19 protein-coding genes are annotated in these 23199 nt (G+C 45.0%); 2 read left to right on the top strand and 17 right to left on the bottom strand.

The window, feature by feature from the left end:
* Window positions 1-3: 3 nt before the first annotated feature.
* From NIAKO_RS01165 to NIAKO_RS01135, 7 genes are all read right to left on the bottom strand, one after another.
* A complete protein-coding gene (locus NIAKO_RS01165) occupies window positions 4-3054 on the bottom strand; it encodes a T9SS type A sorting domain-containing protein (protein ID WP_014216552.1) in 3051 nt (1016 codons plus the stop codon).
* A gap of 46 nt (window positions 3055-3100) precedes the next feature.
* Complete coding sequence (locus NIAKO_RS01160) at window positions 3101-4498, bottom strand: RagB/SusD family nutrient uptake outer membrane protein (RefSeq protein WP_049815450.1); 1398 nt, start codon at window positions 4496-4498, stop codon at window positions 3101-3103.
* Between the two features lie 15 nt (window positions 4499-4513).
* Window positions 4514-8077, bottom strand: coding sequence for a SusC/RagA family TonB-linked outer membrane protein (locus tag NIAKO_RS01155; RefSeq protein ID WP_014216550.1), 3564 nt, complete (start codon window positions 8075-8077; stop codon window positions 4514-4516).
* A gap of 688 nt (window positions 8078-8765) precedes the next feature.
* Window positions 8766-9305 carry an RNA polymerase sigma factor gene (locus NIAKO_RS01150; RefSeq protein ID WP_014216548.1) on the bottom strand — a complete coding sequence of 180 codons (540 nt, stop codon included), beginning with the start codon at window positions 9303-9305 and terminating at the stop codon, window positions 8766-8768.
* A gap of 46 nt (window positions 9306-9351) precedes the next feature.
* Window positions 9352-10569 carry a FecR family protein gene (locus tag NIAKO_RS01145; protein ID WP_014216547.1) on the bottom strand — a complete coding sequence of 406 codons (1218 nt, stop codon included), beginning with the start codon at window positions 10567-10569 and terminating at the stop codon, window positions 9352-9354.
* 147 nt (window positions 10570-10716) lie between these two features.
* Complete coding sequence (locus tag NIAKO_RS01140; protein WP_014216546.1) at window positions 10717-11313, bottom strand: RNA polymerase sigma-70 factor; 597 nt, start codon at window positions 11311-11313, stop codon at window positions 10717-10719.
* Between the two features lie 355 nt (window positions 11314-11668).
* The gene (locus NIAKO_RS01135) at window positions 11669-11887 is read right to left on the bottom strand and encodes a hypothetical protein (protein WP_014216545.1); all 219 of its coding nucleotides are present in this window, start codon (window positions 11885-11887) and stop codon (window positions 11669-11671) included.
* 200 nt (window positions 11888-12087) lie between these two features.
* Between NIAKO_RS01135 and NIAKO_RS01130 the strand changes: the two genes are divergently transcribed.
* The gene (locus tag NIAKO_RS01130; RefSeq protein WP_014216544.1) at window positions 12088-12681 is read left to right on the top strand and encodes a hypothetical protein; all 594 of its coding nucleotides are present in this window, start codon (window positions 12088-12090) and stop codon (window positions 12679-12681) included.
* A 35-nt stretch (window positions 12682-12716) separates the two neighbouring features.
* Here NIAKO_RS01130 and NIAKO_RS01125 read toward each other — a convergent pair whose 3' ends face one another.
* Window positions 12717-14360, bottom strand: coding sequence for an FAD-dependent monooxygenase (locus tag NIAKO_RS01125; RefSeq protein ID WP_014216543.1), 1644 nt, complete (start codon window positions 14358-14360; stop codon window positions 12717-12719).
* 161 nt (window positions 14361-14521) lie between these two features.
* Between NIAKO_RS01125 and NIAKO_RS36280 the strand changes: the two genes are divergently transcribed.
* Complete coding sequence (locus tag NIAKO_RS36280; protein ID WP_014216542.1) at window positions 14522-15493, top strand: helix-turn-helix transcriptional regulator; 972 nt, start codon at window positions 14522-14524, stop codon at window positions 15491-15493.
* 192 nt (window positions 15494-15685) lie between these two features.
* Here the strand turns inward: NIAKO_RS36280 and NIAKO_RS01115 are convergent, their stop codons facing one another.
* The 9 genes from NIAKO_RS01115 to sufC form a co-directional block, all read right to left on the bottom strand.
* Entirely contained in the window at window positions 15686-15997 is a 312-nt protein-coding gene (locus NIAKO_RS01115; protein ID WP_041346174.1) for a protease inhibitor I42 family protein, read from the bottom strand.
* A 147-nt stretch (window positions 15998-16144) separates the two neighbouring features.
* Window positions 16145-16561: a hypothetical protein gene (locus NIAKO_RS01110; protein WP_014216540.1), complete on the bottom strand. Its 417-nt coding sequence runs from the start codon at window positions 16559-16561 to the stop codon at window positions 16145-16147.
* Window positions 16562-16605: 44 nt separating this feature from the next.
* Complete coding sequence (locus tag NIAKO_RS01105) at window positions 16606-17718, bottom strand: C1 family peptidase (protein WP_014216539.1); 1113 nt, start codon at window positions 17716-17718, stop codon at window positions 16606-16608.
* A 677-nt stretch (window positions 17719-18395) separates the two neighbouring features.
* Entirely contained in the window at window positions 18396-18899 is a 504-nt protein-coding gene (locus NIAKO_RS01100) for an RrF2 family transcriptional regulator (RefSeq protein ID WP_014216537.1), read from the bottom strand.
* 120 nt (window positions 18900-19019) lie between these two features.
* Entirely contained in the window at window positions 19020-19331 is a 312-nt protein-coding gene (locus tag NIAKO_RS01095; RefSeq protein ID WP_014216536.1) for an iron-sulfur cluster assembly protein, read from the bottom strand.
* Window positions 19324-19770, bottom strand: coding sequence for a SufE family protein (locus NIAKO_RS01090; protein ID WP_014216535.1), 447 nt, complete (start codon window positions 19768-19770; stop codon window positions 19324-19326). Before NIAKO_RS01090 ends, NIAKO_RS01095 begins: the two co-directional genes overlap by 8 nt.
* 2 nt (window positions 19771-19772) lie before the next feature.
* Entirely contained in the window at window positions 19773-21014 is a 1242-nt protein-coding gene (locus NIAKO_RS01085; RefSeq protein ID WP_014216534.1) for a cysteine desulfurase, read from the bottom strand.
* Window positions 21011-22312: a Fe-S cluster assembly protein SufD gene (gene sufD, locus NIAKO_RS01080; protein WP_014216533.1), complete on the bottom strand. Its 1302-nt coding sequence runs from the start codon at window positions 22310-22312 to the stop codon at window positions 21011-21013. Before sufD ends, NIAKO_RS01085 begins: the two co-directional genes overlap by 4 nt.
* A 112-nt stretch (window positions 22313-22424) precedes the next feature.
* On the bottom strand, window positions 22425-23183 hold the full coding sequence (gene sufC, locus NIAKO_RS01075; protein ID WP_014216532.1) for a Fe-S cluster assembly ATPase SufC: 759 nt from the start codon (window positions 23181-23183) through the stop codon (window positions 22425-22427).
* Between the last annotated feature and the right edge of the window lie 16 nt (window positions 23184-23199).

The following is a 23199-nucleotide window of genomic DNA, read 5'->3' as shown; positions in this document are numbered from 1 at the left end:
TAACTATTTCTTTATAATCTTTTCAACATATTTATTTACACCGTCATCATATCGTACCAGGTATAAGCCTGCGGCCCATCCTCTTGTATCGATGGTTAAAATGGAACCCGTTACTCTTACCCGGGCAACCATCCCACCCATGGCATTGGTAACGGACACCTGACCGTTGGTCCCGGTAGTATGCAGGTTGATGTGCAAAATATCGGTGACGGGGTTAGGATAAATCTCTATCCCCTCCAGGTTGAATTTAACCGTGTTCCATTCCGAAACTGCCCCGGTACTGCAAATGCTTCTTACATGGAAATAATGCGCCGGGCCGTCGTTCAATTTTCCTGATACATAGCTGGTATCTGCCGTAACCACACCACTCAATGGTTTGGCGGCGGTTGCAGTCAATGCATACTCGTACTGAATGGCATTATTTATTTTATTCCAGGTTACCCCGGCCTTGTTTGCCATTACGTTTAAGTTAGCAGTTGGCATAAAACAGCCTGTTGTAAACAATTTTGAGATCCAGCCCGACCAGGCGCCCGGTCCGCAACCGGAGCGAACATGTACATAATAAGAGGTCACAGCACTTAAACCTTCCACATTTACGAAAGTATCACTCACAGCCGTACCTGTTGCAGGCGGCGTTGCGCTTTGGGACACAACGTATTCATAACCTGCAGCGCCAAATACCTGGTTCCAGTTAATAGTTGTTTTTCCGGTGGGCAGGGGATTCATATTCAATCTTGAAAGAAGGGGCGCTTTACAACTGGTTACAAAGGATACGGACGCCCACTCCGATTTACCCGCTGCACCGCAAACAGTTCTTACATGCGCATAATAGGTGATCGCATTGGAGAGGCCTGTTACCGTATTGAGGGTAGTGTTGGTTGTTGTTCCTGTTGCAGGTGGTGTAGCAGAAGTGGTGACTGCATATTCAAACGTACTGCCGCCGCCCGACGGTGCATTCCAGGTGAGCGTTGCCTGTGTAGCGGTAACGTTAATTACCTGAAATGCCAATGGCGAAAAACATCCCTGTGGCACCAGAGCAACGCCCCTCAGCGCTTTTGTGTTTACATTGGCAACAGCTGCCAATACGGTAGGGGTTCCCGTTAACGTGCTGTTGTAACCGCTGTTATCTACCAGCTTTACCAACTCTCCGCCTTTTATAGTTGCATTGTTAACACCCTGCCTGGTTGCATAGATAGTGACACTGTTACCTGATACTTTTATAGTGAGTCCTGAATAAGCATCTGCAGTGGCGCCCACCTGGCCATTGGCAACCCAGGTGCCGTTTACCAGCGAATACTTTTGAATTCCACCAGGCGATATCGGGTTTTGCGAAGCCAGGTATAAAACATCCACGCCGGCAACACCTGCATCCAGGTCGGCAAAGGCAAATTGTTGTGGTCTTGTTCTGGTGGGAATACCTGGTACGGCGCTAACTATTTGACCTGTTGTAGCAGGCAGCCCCGTTCCTATTTTCACTAACGGTAAACTGTTTGAATTGGAAGAGGCATACAACTGGCCATCCGCTATCCCTACGGTATTGGACGACCCGCCGATAGAAGCTATTAAAGCAGGCGTTGCTGAACCAACGGTGGTGTATTCTACTCCAAGACTTCCGCCACTGGCAACCCATACATTGGTACCGTCGTTTGATACTGCCGACCGCATGTTATAGCTACCGGCATTGGGATCAACGGTTACACTGGTTACAGCCCCGTTATAATCCACTACTCCAATTGATCTTGGGCCCAACGTTGACATGCCCAGGTCTACATTCAGCCCGGGAACGATCAAACTTTTACCATCGGTACTCAAACTCAGCTGGCCGCCAAAAACATCATCGCCAAAACAGGTTATTTTTTGACCACTGGCTGGCATCAGGATCGATTGAACCAATACGCCTGCCGGGGTATATTCATCCAGGTAAATTTTCGAGGCGCCCGACGTCAATGCAGCGCTGCCATCCCCTACCCGGTACACAACGATGTTACCCGCTGTAAACGGAGCCGGTTGTGGGACTAATGCAACGCCTCTGAATGCTGCGGTATTTGCATTGGCTACAGCAGCCAGCACGGTGGGAGTTCCCGTTAACGTGGTGTTATAACCGCCGTTATCTACCAGCTTTACCAACTCTCCGCCTTTTATTATAGCGTTGTTGCCGCCCTGCCTGGTTGCATAAATGGTTACACTGCTTCCAGATACCTTTATGGTGAGTCCTGAATAAGCATCTGCAGTGGTGCCCACCTGGCCATTGGCAACCCAGGTACCATTTACCAGGGAATATTTTTGAATACCGCCGGGCACCAAGGGGTTCTGCGAAGCCAGGTATAGAACATCCACGCCGGCTACACCTGCATCCAGGTCGGCGAAGGCAAACTGTTGCGGTCTTGTTCTGGTGGGAATACCTGGTACGGCACTTACTGTTTGACCTGTTGTTGTTGGTAATCCTGTTCCTATTTTTACTAACGGTAAACTGTTTGAATTGGAAGAAGCATACAACTGGCCATTGGCTATTCCTACGGAATTGGATGACCCACCGATAGAAGCAATCAAAGCGGGCGTTGCTGAACCAACGGTGGTGTATTCTACTCCAAGGCTTCCACCACTGGCAGCCCATAAATTTGTACCGTCATTTGATACTGCCGACCGCATGTTATAGCTACTGGCATTGGGATCAACAGTTATGCTGCTTATAGCCCCGTTATAATCTACCACGCCTATTGACCTTGGTCCCAACGTTGACACACCCAGGTCTACATTCAGCCCGGGAACGATCAAACTTTTGCCATTGGTACTCAAACTCAGCTGGCCGCCAAAAACATCATCACCAAAGCAGTTTATTTTCTGGCCGCTGGCTGGCATTAAGATCGATTGAATCAGCACACCTGCCGGGGTATATTCATCCAGATAAACATTCGCTGCGCCTGAAGTTAATGCAGTACTGCCATCCCCTACCCGGTACACAACGATGTTACCCGCTGTAAATGCCCGCTGCGCATGGAGATGCAATACAACTCCCAGTAAAAACAGTGTAGCTATATATTTTAATCTTTTCATTTTACAGTAGTTTGGCTCATTACTTTTTACATTACCGTCTATGCTGTTAACGTGGGTTTTGTGCAATGCCCGACCGGTTGATCTCCAGGTCGGGGATCAATAATGTCCAGCGCAGATCATTCGCAGGCAGCGTATATGTTGTTCCATTTACCACCCTGGTCAATGAGATATTGGCGCCTTCCAGGTTTAAGCGCCGGAGATCGCTCCAGCGAAGCCCGCGGAATGCCAGTTCTTTTCTCCTTTCGTTCAGCACCTGGGTTAATGCATCGTTGGCATCTATGGCTACAAGATTTGTAAATGCACCGGTTTTCCAACGGTTACGCAAAAGCGTGTTAAGGTCATCCATGGCGGCGTTGGCATCTCCTTTCCTGGCCCTGCATTCGGCCCTGATAAGGTATATTTCATCTGTAGCTAACCCATCAAAGATTGAGTAATCTGTTCCACCGAATGTATAATAAGAGCCTTTCCAGTAATTATTATTTCCGTTTGATCCAAAAAATACCGTCTTTCTCAGATCATTTGCGTTATAGGACCTGTATAACGTAGTATCTACTATCGCTTCATGCGAAGCTGAGTATACACCCGGGATATCAGTGCGGCTTATAAACAGGATCTCCGGATTATTGATGGGATTGGCTGGAAGTACCGGATTACCAACAGGCGTTAAAGCATTATAATCAAGTAAGGTATTATTTACAGTGAGGGCGTTGTTGGCATACACTTCTGCATTTGCATAATCGCGCATTGACAAATATACCCGGGCCAGTTCACCATAGGCAGCCGCTTTACCGGGCCGGGTGGTAAATGTCTGGCTTGTTAACAATAGATCAGCAGCTGTTTTCAGGTCGCTGATTATCTGGTCATATGTTTGTTGAACAGTTGACCGGTTAATTGGCGCGTCTGTTTCAGCAGTCGTTCTTAAAACTATTCCGGGGCTACCTGCCGTAGAAGTGGAATAGGGCGCGCAGAATAACTGGGCCAGTTGATGAAACATATAGGCGCGGTAAAAAAGCGCCATTCCTTTTATATTGTTATACGTGCCCGCATCATAATCATTCTTTGTTATTTTAGGCAAATAATCCAGCACGAAGTTGGCGTTGTAAATAGCGGTATAAGGATTACTCCAGACAGAATTCACATTTGTTATTCTGGCATCGTTATCCCAGGTATAATTTTTCCGCAGGTCAATGTTCAGGGGCGACCAGGCGGCTGTTGTTAAATAATAATTATCAGCTACAAATTCAGTTATACCTGGAGCCAGGCTGTTCCCATTCTGATTATCCAGCAGGGCCTGCAAATCGCTTAAACTGGAAGGAACAATTAAATTTTGAATAGGCTTTTTATCAAGATACTTTTTACAGGACGATCCGGTTACAACAACTGAAAGAAAAAACAACCACACCATTGCCCGTTTAAAGCTGTATATTCTATTGTAATTGGTCATGTCAGTTATTATAAGTTAAAGGTTAGCATTTATTCCAATCGTCCAGCTTTTGGCAGGGGGCGTAATAAAACCCATTCCCCCGGTATAATCCGGATCAAGATTGGAATTGTTTTTACGCCACAGAATGGCATTCAGGTTATTTACATAAACAAAGACCTGCCAATTTTTAACAACAGTTTTCTTTTGCCTACTGCCCCAATCATACTGCAAGCGCAGGTCCTGCAAGCGGATATTATCTCCTCTTAATACATTTATGGCTGAATACTGATAAAACTTATCCCGTGACTGGTTCAGCGGGTAAATAAAAGAAGGAACACTGGTGAATTGTTCATCACCGCTTTTTTGCCAGCGGGCAGCATAATCGGCATTGCCCTGCCAGCTATTCGACAGGTCCGAATAGCTGATAGCTGGTTTTCTGAAATAGAAGTCAAGGCGATAATTAATGTTAGCGGATAAGGTGAATCTTTTCCAACTAAACGAATTTTTTAAAAATCCAAAAACCAGCGGCACCGCAGAACCATTGAACACCTGGTTATTTATTGAATCATTAAGTATGGCATTATAATCAGTAGAAATTTTATTAGCTAAATAACCGCGGGGATTACCGGTAGCGGGATCAAGACCTGCCCATTTATAACTCGACATGCCATACGCCATTATTCCATCAGAAGCATTTACACCATAATCCAGATACTCGGAAGTATTGTAACGCTGTTTAAATACTCTTTTAATTATAGTTTTGGAGCGGCTCAGGCTAACATCAGTCTGCCATTGAAAAGCTCCCTGAATATTTTTTGAATGTACCGCAATATCAAATCCCTTACCTTCAAGGTCGGCAACATTCATATATATAACATCGACGCCAGTTGCAGGCGCCAGGGGATTGGGGGCAATAAGGTCGGTAGATCTTTTTTGAAATACATCGATGCTTCCCGAGATCCTGTTGTGGAACAAACTAAAATCAATGGCTTCATTGATCATCTGCACTTTCTCCCATCTTAGTGATGGATTGGGCGCATCTTTTGTAGTAGCTGCCGGCAAATTTGTCATTACCGCTGGTATAGTGTTATACTGAATGGTAGGCAAAGCCGAAACATTTCCCGGATTGCCGCTATAGCCGTAGGAAGCTCTTACCCGTAATGAAGACATCCACTTAAGATCATAAAAACTCTCCTTTGAAATATCCCAGCTGCCGCCTGTTGACCACAAAGGCTTCCACTTTCTGTTGGTGTTAACGCCAAATATATTGGAACCGTCTTTGCGGGCGCTTAGATATATTGTATAGCGATCGTTATAGGTATAGGAGAGATTACCCAAAAAAGAAACAAACCGGCCGTAGGTTTCCGGAGACGCCGTGCTGCCGGTGGGAATTTGGCCGCTTCCTGCAATGTTGTTGTACGAAGGGAATTGAGTTACATAATCTATTGTGGTTACATAAGTTCCCATTTCCTTATTGTAACCGTAAAACCTGTTTGTATTCCCCGTTCCCCTGGTTTCAGATATTTCCCCGGCAACCAGGGCATTAACTGCATGTTTATAACCCAGCTTTTTATTAAAATTTAATTGCGCCCTTGCATTTTGCGACCTGGATTCAATATGTGATACATTCATGATGCCGCCCACCGGAATGGGGTTGCGCAAACCAGGAAGGGTTTGCGCCAGGTTAGTATACTGATTTATAAGGTTACGGGTATAATAGGTTCCCGGCCCCAGATAATTACTTCCGTCAAGCGACTGACCACTATATTGATAACTCAGGCTTGCATTTAACCAGGGCGTAAACCGGTACGCAATACTGGTATTTAACTGGATCAGGCGACTCCTGTCGTTTTTATCTGCCAGCTTCACTTCATCCAATGGCCGGTAATGCCAATCGAGTAAACGCCCCCCGCCAACCGTATCAATATAAGCAGCCCTTCTATCCTGGGGTATTGCCAAAGCATGTCCCTCCTGATCGGCTAACTGTGCATAAGGATAGAGCCTGAGAGAAGGTAAAGTGGTGCTTCTGTTTGTACCCTGGATATACATGATGCTGGTAGTAATTTCCAGGTTTTTAACCGGCCTGATGGCAGTGAAGGATTTCAGCGTAAAATTATCATCAACTTTGCTGTTTTGAATATTATTTTGATTACGATTATAACCGGCGGAAAAATTATAACTGAATGTATTGTTACCGCCATTCAATTGTACATAGTGTTGTTGAAGTACAGCAGGGCGATACATATATTTATTCAGTTCCCGCCGAAGGTCCATCGATCTCATGGCATCGATCTGGGTGGCAGAATCTTCAGCAGTATAAACACCCGCTCTTCTTTTTGCCAGCACTTCCACCACAGGAGAAATAACAGGCCAGGTACTTGTATTATTCAGGTCTATATCATATCTGCCTTTACTAAACAAAAAAGTTTCCGCATCAATAAAGTCAGGCACACTTATTTGAGGGTTGTAATACAGATCAGGTTTTTGCTGAATGGTCACGTTTGAACTTACCGACACACTCATCGGTTGATTATATCTTCCCTTTTTTGTTGTGATCACTATAACCCCATTGCCTGCCTGTGCGCCCCAGATAGAGGTAGCCGCTGCATCTTTCAGCACCGTAATACTTTCAACATCATTTGGATTTAATAAACTCAGGTCCTGTCTAAAGGGAAAATTGTCTACAATGACCAACGGGGCTCTACTTGAATTTAATGTACTCAACCCTCTTATCTGTACCTGGTCTAAAGAGGTCGAAGCTGTTTTCTTATCAAACAACACCCCGGGCACTGTCCCATCCAGCCTGCTTATGATATCCATGCCTGCCCTTCTGCTATAGGCTGCGCTATCCAATGAACTCACCGACCCCACAAACCTTTCTTTACTTACCTGTTGATATCCCGTATTCACACTTACTACTACTTCACCTAAAGAGCTCACCTTCGTCCTCAACTTTATCAGCAACTCCGTTTGCCCGCTCACCTGCAACTCAAATGCTTCCATGGTAATATGCGTGAATAACAGGATAGCATCTCTTTCTACTGTTATCAGCGAGAACTCCCCATTTTTATCCGTAAGCGTAAATTTCTCCGTCCCTTTTACCCGCACCGTAACGCCTTCCACCGGGTCGCCTTTTTCATTCAGCACCTTTCCCTTTACATCAATCAATGGCGGCGCATTGGGGGTGGCATTTTCAGCCAGGCCGGTTTCTTTATGAATGGTTTTGATGGCCACACTTTTACCAACGATGCTGTATGAGAGCGCCTGTCCTTTTAAACATTCATTCAATGCATCCGCCAGCGAAACATTGGTTACCTGGATACTCACTTTCTTATCCTTTACCGTTTCATTCTTGTAAATGAAAACAAACCCCGACTGACTCTCGATCGCGTCAAACACCTTTTCCAGGGGCGCATTCTTCAGGGACAGGGTGATCTTATCCTGGGTTAACCCTTTCGCCGAAACAGTCATAGCAGCAGCCAATAAAAAAAATGCACCTAACTTCATGATCCGCAATGTTTTTGTCAATTCCCATTTTAGTCGGTCGTGCCCGCGTTCATCCCGGGCAATAGCAGCTTTGCCAGATATAAAATCTGTCATAGTTTTGTTGTAATAGGTTAATTAATAAGACCCCCAACGTTTTATTCAGTTAACCCAACAGCCGGTTGTGGTTCCAACACAATCGGCAATTTTTTGCCTCTCCGTGGCTGATTAACTAAATGCGGATTTGGTTATGGTTAGCTGTTGCGATGGCAAATGATTCGTTAGGAAGAAGGTGTGGTTATTCTGTTCAATGGCATTGGATAGGTGCATAAACGCAACCGGCTAGCTTGTTAAAGAAGGCGTAACAAACCGTTTAACGCCGGTTGCAGAAAAGGGATGATATAAAAATCCGGCTCCGGCCCCGGAACCTCCTGATGAACTTACAATAGTAGAATGGATAAGATATAAAGAAGGTGTAATAAATGCGAAGCGTAGTATGGTCATACCATTAACCAAACAGTGGCTTACGAGTTGCCTTGTTGCTTTCATTTTCGTAGCGGTTTTAACAGTTTACTATTCGTTGTTGTATTGTGTTCAGGCCAACAACCAATCGTTGCTTTTCATGGATCCGGACATCCTTTGATACGCCGGGCAGTTGCACTATTACTGCCCCGTCGTAAAAATTTTATCCTTAAAAAAACAGTGCTGCCGTCATCATTACATAAAAAGCGTTATCCTTAATACTTCTACATAATCATTTCCGACAGCACCGTATTTCAATCAATTACACAGTGAATAAGGTTTGTTATGCAGCCGTTGACAATTCCAATTCACGGCTTACAAACTGCTGTACTTTTTTCATGGCTATATTTATACAGGCATCGATTGTATTTACTGATACATTCAATATATCTGCAATTTCCTTTCGGCCCAATCCCATGTCCCGGTATATAAAGACCTTCTTTTGTTTTGCCGGCAGCTCCTGTACGGCCCTGATGGTAATGCGGTTCAATTCCTTTACCACCACTTCATCGTGATAACACGCTTCATTAAACGACCGGCAATAGTTTTTATACAGTGGCTTCCTGCGTAACTCTTTTTTGTAATGATTGTGGCAGTTATTCCTGGCCATGATGAACAGGTATCCTTTTACATTTTCAACGCCGTTCAACCGGTCGAACTGTTGCCACAACTTCAGGAACAAGTCCTGCGCCAGATCTTCCGCCTCGCTCTTATCCCCTGTATATAAATACGAATAATGATACACTTTGTACCAGTATTCTTTGTAAATACTGATGAAGAATTGCTCTTTTTCAGCCCGCTCATATGTACAAACCTGGTTCATGACGCTATCCGTTTTCACCCATGCACATATGATATATACATGAATGTTAGCCTTTAATGATTAACTTTTTTCCTTCAATTTTGTAATTCACATCCAGCACATTCAACAGCTTCAGCACTTCGGACAGGTTTGCATTTCTATATATTTTACCACTTATTTCATCGTTGCTTATTTTTCCTTCATACACTACATCCACATCGTACCAGCGGGCAATCTGCCGCATAATGGCTTTCAGGTTCTCATTCTTAAAATAGAACAACCCGTTTTTCCAGGCCACTTCCTTGTTCACATTTACCCCGGTATTTACTTTAATGGTTTTGTCAACCACTTCTGCCTGCTCGCCCGGTTTTATCATTACCTGCTCATTCCCCTTCGTTAGTTTTACCGAACCCGTCAACAGGGTTGTTTTCATGCTTGCTTCGTCGTTATAGGAGTTGATGTTGAACACGGTACCCACTACCTGCACCTCTACTCCATTTACCGAAACCTTAAACGGTTTGCGATCGTTGTGAGTTACTTCAAAGTAAGCCTCACCGGTAATTTCAACTCTTCTTTCCTGTTTATTAAATGCTACGGGAAAACGGATTGAAGAGGAAGAGTTGAGCCAAACAGCGCTACCGTCTGATAGCTTTACCGGGTACATTTGCCCCCGGCCTGTTTTTAATGTATTGTATAAAGATCTTTTTTCTGTTGTGGCATCCGGCTTATACGATAATTGTCCATCGCGGTTCATTACCTGCATATTGCCCTGTTGCGCCAGCTTTCCGCTTCCTGCACTGTCCAGTTCAATGATAGAACCATCGTCAAGCACCAGTTGCGCTTTATAACTTCCGGGCATTACACCGGCCAGTTTGTTTTCTGCCGGCTGAACAACTGCCACCTGCGGATGCTTATTATTCTTTAACAGCAGCCAGGCGCCCGTTCCTGCCACCGCAGTAATAGTGACTGCAGCGGCCACTGTTTTCCAAAGGCTGTGCGTAGTGCGTTTTATGGGTGTTACTATGGCGCCCATAGAAAGCGATTCCATCACCCGCCTTTTGGCTGCTTCTTTGGTAGCTTCGATTTCATGAAGCTGGTTAAGCTTTGCCTGCAGATTTTCGTTATTGGTCAGTGTTGCAAAGAGCTGTTTATTTCCTGCTGATGCATTTTTCCAATTATCCAGTATTGTTTGTTCTTCTTCGGTGAGCTCTCCCTGGTTGTGTTTGAGCAGAAGACTCCCTATCTCAAACAACTCATTGGAAAGGTTATACGATTCTTCAGCCATTAATAAAGCTTTTAAAAATGTGATCTGATTAAATTAGAAAGCCCTGCCTTAACCGAAAAAATAACAATATGGTAACCGTTATTTAATAGAAACGGATGGCAGGGTAGGTTTGTCCAAAAGAATTTAAAATATTTTTTTTTACTATCTCTAACGGTCCAGACTGGCCAGCACCAGGCAAAAGAAAATATAGCCTTCCTGGGAAAATGCGTGCTTTAAATATTTGATGGCCAATGATCTTTGGGTGGTTACGGCACTCTCGGAAATTTGGAGGGCGTTGGCGATCTCCTTTGTTTTCAGGCCTTTGAAATAAGTGAGGATGAAGATCTCGCGGCAACGGTTGGGAAGTTTTTGTACTTCCAGATAGATCTTGTTAATGAGGTCTGTTTCAATGATCAGGTTATCTGTTTGCTGTAATTCGTCTGCGGAGAGCAGGTGGGACTCATATTCTTTTTTTACTTCATTGAACCGTTGTTTGTACCGCAGGTAATCCAGGCACTGGTTACGAACGGTTATATAGAAAAAGGCCTTGATATTGGTAGCGGTTTGAAAATTATCCCTGATGTTCCAGAACTTACGAAACGCAGTAATAACGATGTCCTGCGCTTCTTCCCGATTGCTGATGAGGCGTTCTGCGAAGTATTGCAGCTGAGTATAGTATTCGTTGAACAAATGGTCGAATACCCGGCTCTCATTGTTTTTTAAGCCGTCAATAATTTGAGTCTCAGTAAATTGACTAGATTTCATTGATTACTCCTGCGGCATTCATAGGCGAATTGAACAATATTTTAATGTACTGAAAGACAATGCAATCAATGCTTATCGTCGGATGGTTTCCCGTTCATGATCACTGGGTGTGAGAATAAGGCGGATAGGTTGAAAGAAGGTACCTGGTACCCATGGGCACGAATTTAAGATTAAAAATGTTTTTATCCAATGCAGGCTGCCGGCGCGAATTCCACATTACCAAAACGGCCTGAGTATTAAGTTACAAAAAAGCAGCAATCTTTTTAATAAGTAGTGTCTAATTTACCATTTTCAAACGAAAAGAGCTACTCCATTACAGAATAGCTCTTAATTTATAAAAAACAAAACACAATTTCTATTTAACCACCCGCAATGGTGAAGGCTTGCCTGCCGCCCGCGCCATTCTCCGTTTTCTGCGGCCTTCATGCCTGTCAATAACATGCTGGGGAATAAACCCTTCATATTTTTCCTTGTCTACACACCAGTTCTTCTTCCTTTTTTTGGCTCTTGGTACTATCACTCTTTTCTTTTTAAACCCGGAGGTTTTGATCTTTTTCATTCTTGATTTACGCATAGCAATCGAATTTTATCCGTCGTCCGCGTGCCGCCGAAGCTTCAGCGGAGGCGCAAGCCCTGGCGTAGGCGGATTTCTTTGAAAAAATAGGTGAATTGACTATTACCTAAGTTCGGTCTTCTGGCGCTATTCTCCAATTCATTTAATAATTAAGCGGGGCTGGGTTTTGCACATTTGTGTGTATTGCCTGGCTGGGCTCAATGTTACAAGCACTGTTTTTTTCATATATTTATGCCATCTCCATTCGTGAAAAACCACCGGTTAAAGGCTTCCCCTCCCAAACCATAGCAAGAAAGTACAGGGCATCGCTGTTGCAGCGTACCTGCTTCATTAATCAAAACCTTGGTTATTTCATGATGCACAATGTAGCATATTGTGTTAACGGCAAGCGTCCGTTAACCCCCATCGCCTGTATGGCGTTACTCACCCTTTTTATGGCAGCCTGCAAAAAGAATAATGATACCGGCGTTACTTTAAAACTGATGAATCGCTGGAGCCTGGTGCAGATCAATGACACCACTTACGTGCCCAACACGGCCCCTGCTTTTAGTAAATATGATGGCGCAGGCGATGACTACCTGGACTTTAGAAAGGATGGAAAATTGTATTCTTCTGTTATGAAGGCATTGGATACCGCCCAGTACATTTATTCAGAAGCGAATTTAAAACTGAACGTACGCGATTTCCAGTATAAGATCGTGTATTTAACCGACAACTCCATGGTGTTGTGGGACCCGCATTTTTCTTCCGGCTCTACTACTTATATTTCGCATAAGGTTACTTTAAGAAGATAGGCAGAATAGTGAGTGGTGAGTGGTATTCACCAGCCTCAATTTTTATCAAGTGCCAGTATCTTCTGCAAAGCCTCTTTCAACACCCCCGGCGCATTTGTCTCCGGCAACGTTTGGCGCCAGGCAACAAAGCCATCGGGCCTAACCAGGATCACTTCACCATCCTGCAGGCGGGTGATTTCTTTCCAGGCCTCATAAGCCGGCTCTTCTTTTTTCATGGCATATACCGGTAACGTTATTTGCAGCTGATCTTTCACCACATCTGCCGCCCATTGCCAGACTTCCCCCGCTTCATCGGTGATGAGGGTTAAATGTTCAGTAGCCAGGTCGAGGGTAGAAATAGGTTGCGGTTCTTTTTGTAACCATACATGCGGCACCCGCGTTCCCGGTTGTGCACTTAATAAAGCTGGTTCCCCATCCTGGTCGTTGTTTATTATTGCTGATGAAGTGTACCTGAAATCGGGTAACCCTACCATTGTTATCATTTTCTCAAGGTTGTATTCCGCGGTCGATCCGGATACCAGCTTCATGAACTTCGGAATATCTATTAACCCTTTATCATCTGCCAGCGCTCCCGACATTTCCGCCACCTGCATGCCTACCGGTTGGCGTTCGGCTGAATACGTATGTAACAGTTCGTCCCCTGCTTTTTGCTGTAATACCAACTTCAGTTTCCAGGCCAGGTTTTGTACATCCTGTACGCCGGTGGCAGCGCCTTTTCCGCCGTAAGGCGTCATTTGATGGGCTGCATCGCCAGCCAGCAGTACCCGCCCATGCTGCATATCATTTACCACACTAACGGTAGGCTGCCAGGGTAGCACGCTGATAATACGCACGGGCAGCTGTGGCATTCCCAGCATTTGCTGCAACAGCTTTTCCAGGTGTTCAGGCGTATAATCTTCCGGGGTTTCACCTTTCGCCGGATCATAATACAAATGGAACACCCATTTATCGCTGTTGTTAATGGAGGTTAGTATACCTTCTATACCGGGTTGTGCAATGCGGCAAATGCTGAACTCACGGCCTTTTACCGCCTCGCCAAGGGCAGCTTCAAAATATACATTCAATAAATGTCCGTACGACCCATGGCCGCTGGTAGCTGCCTGCAGTGCTTTACGCACGGGGCTGCCTGCGCCATCAGCCGCTATCATATAGGCACAGGTAATTGTTTGTTTCTGGCCGGTTATGGTATCCTGGATTTGGGCTGTTACGCCGGTAGCCGATTGTGTAAACGAAAGCAGTTTGGTGTTGAACCGGATGTCGGCGCCCCGCTCCTGTGCAGCCTGTAATAAGATGGGTTCCGAAAGGTCCTGCGTACAACGGGCGCCGGCTACCGGGCTCATGGCCGCCAACTTTTCCAGTCCGGGAAAATTGATGGGATGATTCACTTTTAATTTGGCAGGGTCTATGTTCTTTAAGATCTCCACCAGCGATTCGCCCTGGTACAAACCCCAGGCCGGCGCCAGCGCCTTACCTGCTTCTACAATTGCCTTGTCCAGCTGCAATTCCCTGAACAGTTCCATCGTTCTTACGTCGAACCCGCGGGCCCGGGGATGGATGGAAGTGGAAGCGCGCCGCTCGATCAGCACTGGTTTTATGCCTTGTTTTAACAGGAACAGCGCCGCCCCCAGTCCGGTTAATCCGCCGCCAACAATGAGTACAGGAATTGATTTATTCTGCATACTGTTTAATTTTATGCAAAACTCCTGTGTTCGAAAAAGGTGGGATGGCATTATCGGGAGTAATTTGTACCATGAAGGGAGTTCACAGTTCATAGTTCAAAGTTGAAGGCTGAAAGCCGCAGCAGCAAAATAAATTATTGGGTTCATCGTCAATCAAACATATGTCAGCCGAAAATAAATTCAGACGTAAGGAAGATTTTAACCCGTTCTTTCAGTTGCACGATGGAATGGTAAGGGAATATGCCCTGCCCTTCCCTGACCGTACCGGAACCGTTAAAATAACATCTGCGGGTGGCATTGGTATTATCGACAGCGTTAACCATACCACAGCCATCACGGCGCCCTGGCAGCATTTTAATGTGTTTCCTTTTGTTGAAATGAATTTCATGCTGCAGGGAAATATGTATCAAACGCATGAGGGCGTTTTGAACCGTTGTTTGTATGGGAAAGATTATCACAATATTTTATTCAATCCCTATTCCAATGAAGTGAACGAATTGATAGGCATGGGCTCCTATCGCATGTTCGGCGTGCATATCCAACCTGAAAAAATGATTACGCTGTTCTCAGGTTATACGCCTGAACTGGCGCACGTAGCAGATAAAATAGCCAGCGGCATTTCTTTTGTTATGCAGGCGCCGCAAAAACAACTCACCAGCCACATGCGGTTTATTTTTGATAACATCTGGCAATGTCCCGATGCGGCAGGTTTACGATCCCTTTTTATTGAATCGCAGATCCTCACGTTGCTTAGCCTGCAATGTGAAGTATTGATGAAGCCTTCCACGCCTGTTGCCAAACCGCTAAAACTGCAGGCAGCCGATAAAGAAAAGATCTACCATGCCCGCGATATTCTAACGGCCCGTTGCGACAACCCACCTTCTTTAGCCGAGCTGTCGAAACTCTGCGGCATCAATGAATTTAAATTGAAGAAAGGATTCAAACAGTTATTTGAGAACAGTGTGGTGGCCTTTGTAAATGAACACCGGCTTAACGAAGCCAAACGGCTTATTTATGAGGGAGAAAAGAATATGTCCACCATAGCCTATGAGCTGGGCTATGCGCATCCGCAGCATTTTCAGCGGGCGTTTAAGAAGAAGTTTGGGGTAACGCCGGGCAGCTTATTAAAATAAAAGGCGGCCTCCTCCCGGCCTTCCGCCAGCTGGCGGAGAGGAGTTTGGCAACCTCGCAAGAATACTTAACCTGTTAATATTTCAACTTGTTAACTTGTAAACCCCATCAACTTTATCAACTTCTATCAACCTTCTACTTAATTCCACTTAACCCCTTTTCCTGGTCAACTGATCAACTGGTTAACTGGTCAACTATTGTATCTGATAACTAACACTAAACTCCTTCCCTGTACCTGACTCCCACGCCCGCTTGTATAAAAACTTAATAGACCCACTCTGCACCTGGGTTTGGGGGTCCAGCTCAAATACATCCATCCCCCCGGCGCCTACACCGGCATCGGCCTGGGTTTTATACTGATGCGATACGTTGAAATGATTATTGGGCTGCACCTCCCAGTTATAACCTGTACCCGGATTGGCGGGCAGTTTTATTACTACGTGATCATGCACCTGCAGTTGTAATTTCTTACCGTTATCGGCTTCGCTTAATTGGAACTCCTGCATACAATGTTTATTTAGACAACTAATAAAAACCAGCGCAATAAATACGACTTTGACAGGCCATATAACCCAATGCGCCATATGTCTGAGATGAAAACACGTCTTCCTCGAAATATGGCCTGTCAAAGTAGTATGGAAATGCAGTATCACTTACCACGCATAGATCTCAACGATCTGGTCATTTTCTATCAGTACATTTACCAGCGTCTGTTTTTCCAATGCAGAACCGGCAATAATGTTAAAGGCAACAATCGATGAATCTGATCCGTTGTAGAATTTCTTCCAGCCCAGATCACTGATATTGGCCCATGCATTGCGGGTTTGCGCAATGGTCCATAAGCCAACCACTTTTTTACTGTTGAACCACACTCCGGCGCCGGCAGCCTCTTCGGCAGACATACCCTTTTCTACTTCTTTTAAAGAGTCCATGGGCGTTGCACTTAACATGGACTTACCATTATCTATCATGGAAGCAGCGGGCAGCAATGGTTGCGGCTCGGGGTTTAAAATATTGTTCGATGCCATTGTTGCAGTGGGCATATCGGTTGGTATGTTCTTCTTGGACATGTTATAATTTTTTAATTGTAGAATTCAATACCTGAGAATGTATGCTATGCATATACTTCGGTAATAATACCGTTCTCAACATGAGCAGTTATATTGCGGCCGGCACTTTTGGCACTGGCCAGATCATTCAACAACATGTAGTGATTAACATCATTGCTGGGTGAGATCCTTTTCCAGCCTTCATTGCCCAGGTAGGCATAAGCATTGCGGTCTGATTTATTATTCCACAACCCTCTCACCTGTATGTTGCTCAGCCAGGCGGTATCAACAATAGCATCTACACCAAACATACTGCTGTCAATGCCGCATTCACCATACCCGATGCGGAAGTAACCGCCTTCGCCAAAGTTTGGTCCCCAGCTGTTTTTACAGATCCAGAACTGTTGAGCGTCGTTATAGCCCACGCAACTTACGCAGTGGCCGCCACGTAATTCGGCATTGGCCGTTTTGCGGTAGATGCCATTCTGGTAAGCAAAGAAATCGGAATACACCGAGAAGCAGGCGATCATTGGCCCGTTGGTTGATAACCATTCTTTGATAGCGGCAATGTTTGTTTTGTTTGAATAGGCCGCCACCTTGGTAACGCGGTTCTGCCAATCTGCGCAACGCCCGGTGCAGTTTTGATCACCTGCGGTATAAGGATAGCAGGCTTCGTCGGTAACGCCGGTAGTTTTATAATTCTCCAGCGCTCTGTCGGGCCACCAGCCATTGTTACAGTTCCTGTTCTCGGCCCTTGCCAGACAATAAAACAGGTGTGCTTCGGAGTGGTCCACTACATAGGCGGGGTTGTTCTTTAAGATCTTTATCCGGCTTTCTACAGAGGCAATCGTACCAAAAGCAACGCAGGAGCCACAACTGCCCTGGTCTTTTATGGGCGTCATAAAATTCTGTCCGCCTTTGTTGCGCCAGTCGAATGATGCCGGAGCACCAAACTCGTTGCCATAGGCGCTTTTGCGTACATTGAAATTAAGCAGGTTGGCCTGGGCCATCGCTTCCTGCTCCTGAAGACTTGGTTCACCCGGACCAGGTATATAACCCAGCCGTTTCTCCTGTTCTTCTCTTGACAATTCAAAGATCATGTTAGTACCCGCATTCCAGGTGCTGTCGTTTTGCAGCAGATTGCTGCGGAGCGCGTTCAGTTCTTCTGACTTGTTCATAAGCGCATGATTTAATTGGTTAAAGAAAATAGTATCTCCCTCGATGCTGTTAGCAACGATGACAATTCACTTCATGTAATTAGGAGTACAGATGAGTATGCCCTGTATACGTCAGGCCTACAGGATCCTTAACCGGATAATTAAAAAGCCAATTACTACTGCCAGAGCTATGTAAAATCAGAGAAGTCTTAATAGATCAAAACCGAGGATATACAGAACAGTTAGTTTATTTAAATCCTGCCGAAGCTACATTAAAAAAAATTAATAACCAATACCCTAAACTGGTGATAATAATCAGTTATTATATAAACCTGGAATATCATGAAAGCGTACCGATTACATTTAATTAACATACCAAACCGTAAAAATGAACGTTATTTATAGTGAAGATGAACCTGTAATAATAATCAATTGAGATACAGGTTGAAGTTTATACTTAAAAACAGTATTCCATGAATTACCAACAAGTCGTATCGGTTTGTTCCCATACCGGATTAGTAATTTTACTAGTCGCCGGCTATTCCGCCAACAATGCCCCCTACAATACCACACCGCAGCCTGAAACTAAAGTAATCGTTGTTAAGACCGCTGAAAACCCGGTGTGAAATAAAAAGACTACATTAAAAAGCCCCGACAAGCTGATGCTGTCGGGGCTTTTTTATTAATAAGTTGTCTTGTTATTCTTCCGGCGTTACAATACTCATAATGCTTTTCATGATCGATGGGTCCGGCTTCAGCATCTGGTACAGGATTTTGGTCGATTCCTTTTCGGAGTTCACCAGGTCGTGCAGCGTTACCTTATCCAGTAACTGGTCCAATGTATATTGGATCATCTGCCACAACGAACGAGCTGAGCAATCCACCGAGTTGGTACATAACTTCATGGTACCGGAATGCGACCCACAAAAGTTATTGCTGAACATGGGTCCACCCAGGGCCTTTAACGCATCATTTATCACAATCTCCCTGGCAGGCCTTGCCAGCTCATAGCCACCCTTATTGCCAGGTTTACTTTTTATAAACCCCTTCAGGCGCAGAATGCGGGTAAGCTTGGCTACATAGGTGCCGGTGATCCCTTCCGCTTCACTTAACTGCGGAATACTCATTCCATTCGGATCCTTACACGCCGCAAGGCGGATCAACAGACGTAAACCGTATTCTTCCTGTGCAGTTATTTTCATTATATAATGAGTTCTTGTTGTTCGTAAATCGACTTCTCACTTCTTCTTCCTTTATCAACCCTATCAACTCCGTCAGCTCTATCAACTTCCTGATCAACTCGTCAACTGGTCAACTTGCCCCTAAAGAAACCCAAGTTGCAATTGCGCCGCTTCCGACATCATGCTTTTGTCCCAGGCTGGTGTCCAGGTAACAGCCACATGCACATCGTTCACGCCTTCTATTTCACGTACCTTCTGATCAACTTCTACCGGTAACGACTGCGCAGCCGGGCAGCCGGGCGCTGTTAAGGTCATTACTATCTGAACGTTATTGATCGGTAAGATATTTATCTCGTAAATCAAACCCAGTTCCCAGATACTTACCGGTATCTCAGGGTCAAAAATGGTTTGCAATACTTCCGTTACTTTCTCTTTCAGCGCTTCGTTATCCATGACTCATCGAATTTTTAATTTTATAGGCCAGTGCAAAGTTCTTCATCTGTTTTACCATCGCCAGCAACCCGTTTGCCCGGGTTTGCGCCAAATGGGTGGTCATCCCGATCTTTTGAATAAATCCCAGTTCCGCTTCAATGATCTCATCAGGCGTATGATTCGAAAGCACCCTGATAAGCATGCTTACCAGTCCTTTTGTAATAATTGCATCACTATCGGCTTTAAAGCGGATAATACCATTGTTGTATTCACTTACCAGCCATACGGTACTCTGACAGCCGCGCACCCTATTCTCATCCAGCTTGTATTCATCTTCCAGCGGCGCCAGCTTTTTGCCCATATCAATGATGTACTCATACTTATCGTCCCATGAATCGAACAGCGAAAACTCTTCTACCAGTTCATCTTCTATGGCCTGTATGCTCTTATGATCGCTCATTGTTATAATAACATTTTTAATGCTTTCTGCAATCCAACTATCAGCTTGTCCACTTCTTCTTTGGTATTGTACATGGCAAAAGATGCCCTGATGGTGCCGGGAATGCCATAACACGCCATCAAAGGCTGTGCGCAGTGGTGACCGGTTCTTACGGCGATGCCCCGGTTATCGAGCAAAATGCCAATATCCTGCGGATGCACTTTATCTATCACAAACGATACCACACTTACTTTGTTGGCTGCGGTACCAATGATCCTCAATCCGGGCAATTGCACCAGTTGTTCGGTAGCATAGGCCAGTAATTCATTCTCGTGCCGGCGGATCTTTTCCTTACCAATCTTCGTTACAAATTCCAATGCGGTCTTCAGCACGGCGGCATCGCCAATGTTGGGAGTACCGGCTTCAAACTTATAAGGCAGATCGGCATAGGTTGTTTTTTCCAGCGTTACTTCCTTGATCATTTCGCCCCCGCCCTGAAACGGCGGCATGGCTTCCAGCAAATGCTTTTTACCATACAACACCCCTATCCCGGTTGGGCCATATACTTTATGCGAAGAGAAAGCAAAGAAATCGCAATCCATTGCCTGTACGTCTATATCCAGGTGAACGGTTGATTGCGCACCGTCTACCATTACCAGGGCGCCGGCCTGGTGAGCCAGTTTGATGATTTCTTCTACCGGGTTCACGGTTCCCAGTGCGTTTGATACATGCACTACAGATACCAGTTTTGTTTTTGAACTCAGCAGTTTTTTAAATTCATCCAGCAACAGTTCCCCGTTTTGCTGGGGCACCATTTTCAGCACCGCGCCTTTTTCTTCACACAGGATCTGCCAGGGAACAATATTGGAGTGGTGCTCCATCTCCGTAATAATGATCTCGTCCCCTGCTTTTATATTTTTACGTCCCCACGTATAAGCTACCAGGTTAATACCTTCGGTAGTACCCCGGGTAAAGATGACTTCTTCTCTCGAAGATGCATTTATAAATTGCTGGGCAGCATTGCGGCTGGCTTCAAAAAGCGCGGTTGCTTCTTCGGCCAGCGTATGTATACCCCGATGCACGTTTGCATTGAAATTGGTATAATAATCAACCAGTGCATCAATCACCACTTGCGGCTTCTGAGTCGTAGCGGCATTATCAAAATATACTAATGGCTGTCCTTTCACCTGCCGGTTCAGCGCCGGGAACTGCTGGCGGATAGCCTGTACATCCAGTCCCTTTGTAATGGTGTTGCTTTCTATCATGCGAAATCAAATTCCAAACGTTCTGAAATCAGTTTATCAACATACTCGCGAATAGGGGCCAGTTTGATCTGCTCCAGGATGTCTACTGCAAACCCGTGTAATAACAATGATTTGGCAGTGGCTTCTGTAATCCCTCTTGAACGCAGGTAGAACAAACTCTCCTCATCCAAACGGCCAATGGTACAACCGTGTGAGCATTTTACATCATCTGCAAAAATCTCCAGCTGCGGCTTGGTGTTTACACTGGCGCCTTCGCTCAGCAGCACATTCTTATTGCTTTGGTAAGCATTGGTTTTTTGTGCATCCTTACGTACAAAGATCTTACCATTGAATACACCGGTGCTTTGATCGTCTAACATGCCTTTATACAACTCGTTGCTTTCGCAATGCGGTTTGGCATGGTCAACCACGGTATGGTTATCTATGTGACTTGTTCCGGTTTGTAAATAAATGCCGTACAAATGCGCTTCGCAATATTCTTCATCCAGTACAATGTTCAGGTTGTTACGTACCAGCCCTTCGTTCAGCGATACGGTAACAGTATGCGTAACGCATTTACCAATCTGCTGAATATGGGTGGTAGCTACCTGGCTGGCGTGTGAGGCATCGGTTTGCAATTTATAATACTCGGTGATGGCGTCTTTTTCCACCACGATCTCGATTACGCGGTTGGTAAAACTTTCCTGCGTGCCCAGGGTGTTGAAGGTTTCAACAAACTTCACCTGTGCATTCTCGCCTACATATACCAGTGTGCGGGGTTGCGCCAGCACATTCGCCTGGCGTGCATCGGTAATATTATAAATGTAAATGGGGTGCTCAATGATCTGGCCTTTTTTGATGTGCACAAACACACCATCCTGAACAAAGGCAGTGCTCAGGGCTATGATGCCATCTTTTAAATAATTGCTGCTATGACCCAGGTGTTTTGAAACAATCTCCCTGTACTCATTCTTCGATGCTTCCTGTAACGATTGTACAGTCAACCCTTTTGAGCGGATCACAGACAGTTCAGGAGAATAATGTCCGTTTATATAGAATAGCTCGTTCGCCTGCTCATAAGCGGGTAAACGAACTGGCGCCAGGTCGGCCGCGCTGAAAGCGCCGGCTGCATGGTATTTGTATTCCTTATTGAAGAAACTGCCAATACGGGTATACTTCCACTCTTCATGGCGGGTGGTAGGAATGCCCATTGTATTTAACGCATCAAATGCTTTTTGACGAATAACGCCCAAACCATTCTGTTCGTTTACAGAGGGCAGTTCATTATAGCGTTCCTTAATGTATTCTAGATTATTCATTTTTATTTATCGCATTTCAGGGTCCAACTTACTGGTTCCGGGTTCCTGGTTCCAAGTTTTAAGTTTTCCCTGAAACCTGGAACTTGAAACTTGGAACTGACTCTTTATTCTATTAAGCTTCAGCTTTAAACTGTTCCTTGATAAAATCGTACCCTCTTTCCTCTAACTCAAGCGCCAGTTCTTTAGGGCCTGATTTTACAATTCGCCCATTGTACAATACATGTATAACATCAGGAACGATATAATCAAGCAAACGTTGATAGTGGGTAACTACCAGCACTGCGTTATCCTTATTACGTAATTTATTCACGCCATTGGCTACAATGCGGATGGCATCGATATCCAGACCTGAATCGGTTTCATCAAGAATAGCCAGTTTGGGATTCAACATAGCCATCTGGAACACTTCATTTCTTTTCTTTTCACCACCTGAGAAACCTTCGTTCAGCGAACGGCTTAACAGAGTCTGGTCTATGTTCACCATAGCCATCTTCTCTTTCATCAATTTTAAGAAAGCCACCGCATCCAGCGCTTCTTCGCCACGGTACTTGCGTACTTCGTTCACTGCTGTTTTTATAAAGTTGGTAGTGCTTAAACCTGGTATTTCAACCGGGTATTGAAAGGCAAGGAACAAGCCTTCTCCAGCTCTTTCTTCAGGAGCTAATTCAAACAGGTCTTTACCATTAAAGGTTACAGTACCATCTGTTACGGTGTAGTCTTCACGGCCTGCCAGTACCGACGCCAGGGTGCTTTTACCAGATCCATTCGGTCCCATAATGGCATGCACTTCACCTGGTTTAATTTCGAGGTTAATACCTTTCAAAATTTTCTTCTCGTCAATACTTGCATGCAAGTTCTTAATTGATAACATAATAGAATGATATAAT

Origin of the sequence: Niastella koreensis GR20-10, assembly GCF_000246855.1 — a bacterium.
In the GTDB taxonomy this organism is placed as follows: Bacteria; Bacteroidota; Bacteroidia; order Chitinophagales; family Chitinophagaceae; genus Niastella; species Niastella koreensis.
The sequence above is the reverse complement of the archived record's forward strand: the minus strand, read 5'-3'. Positions and strand labels throughout refer to the sequence as shown.

Excerpts from the sequence above, each read along its gene's own strand:
- NIAKO_RS01100 (WP_014216537.1), bottom strand. The coding sequence starts at position 18,899 with ATGAAAATAACTGCACAGGAAGAATACGGTTTACGTCTGTTGATCCGC.
- NIAKO_RS01125 (WP_014216543.1), bottom strand. The coding sequence starts at position 14,360 with ATGCAGAATAAATCAATTCCTGTACTCATTGTTGGCGGCGGATTAACC.
- NIAKO_RS01095 (WP_014216536.1), bottom strand. The coding sequence starts at position 19,331 with ATGGATAACGAAGCGCTGAAAGAGAAAGTAACGGAAGTATTGCAAACC.
- NIAKO_RS01150 (WP_014216548.1), bottom strand. The coding sequence starts at position 9,305 with ATGAACCAGGTTTGTACATATGAGCGGGCTGAAAAAGAGCAATTCTTC.
- NIAKO_RS01115 (WP_041346174.1), bottom strand. The coding sequence starts at position 15,997 with ATGCAGGAGTTCCAATTAAGCGAAGCCGATAACGGTAAGAAATTACAA.
- NIAKO_RS01155 (WP_014216550.1), bottom strand. The coding sequence starts at position 8,077 with ATGACAGATTTTATATCTGGCAAAGCTGCTATTGCCCGGGATGAACGC.
- NIAKO_RS01105 (WP_014216539.1), bottom strand. The coding sequence starts at position 17,718 with ATGAACAAGTCAGAAGAACTGAACGCGCTCCGCAGCAATCTGCTGCAA.
- NIAKO_RS01140 (WP_014216546.1), bottom strand. The coding sequence starts at position 11,313 with ATGAAATCTAGTCAATTTACTGAGACTCAAATTATTGACGGCTTAAAA.
- NIAKO_RS36280 (WP_014216542.1), top strand. The coding sequence starts at position 14,522 with ATGTCAGCCGAAAATAAATTCAGACGTAAGGAAGATTTTAACCCGTTC.
- sufC (WP_014216532.1), bottom strand. The coding sequence starts at position 23,183 with ATGTTATCAATTAAGAACTTGCATGCAAGTATTGACGAGAAGAAAATT.
- NIAKO_RS01085 (WP_014216534.1), bottom strand. The coding sequence starts at position 21,014 with ATGATAGAAAGCAACACCATTACAAAGGGACTGGATGTACAGGCTATC.
- NIAKO_RS01090 (WP_014216535.1), bottom strand. The coding sequence starts at position 19,770 with ATGAGCGATCATAAGAGCATACAGGCCATAGAAGATGAACTGGTAGAA.
- NIAKO_RS01165 (WP_014216552.1), bottom strand. The coding sequence starts at position 3,054 with ATGAAAAGATTAAAATATATAGCTACACTGTTTTTACTGGGAGTTGTA.
- NIAKO_RS01145 (WP_014216547.1), bottom strand. The coding sequence starts at position 10,569 with ATGGCTGAAGAATCGTATAACCTTTCCAATGAGTTGTTTGAGATAGGG.
- sufD (WP_014216533.1), bottom strand. The coding sequence starts at position 22,312 with ATGAATAATCTAGAATACATTAAGGAACGCTATAATGAACTGCCCTCT.
- NIAKO_RS01160 (WP_049815450.1), bottom strand. The coding sequence starts at position 4,498 with ATGACCAATTACAATAGAATATACAGCTTTAAACGGGCAATGGTGTGG.
- NIAKO_RS01110 (WP_014216540.1), bottom strand. The coding sequence starts at position 16,561 with ATGTCCAAGAAGAACATACCAACCGATATGCCCACTGCAACAATGGCA.
- NIAKO_RS01130 (WP_014216544.1), top strand. The coding sequence starts at position 12,088 with ATGTTACAAGCACTGTTTTTTTCATATATTTATGCCATCTCCATTCGT.
- NIAKO_RS01135 (WP_014216545.1), bottom strand. The coding sequence starts at position 11,887 with ATGCGTAAATCAAGAATGAAAAAGATCAAAACCTCCGGGTTTAAAAAG.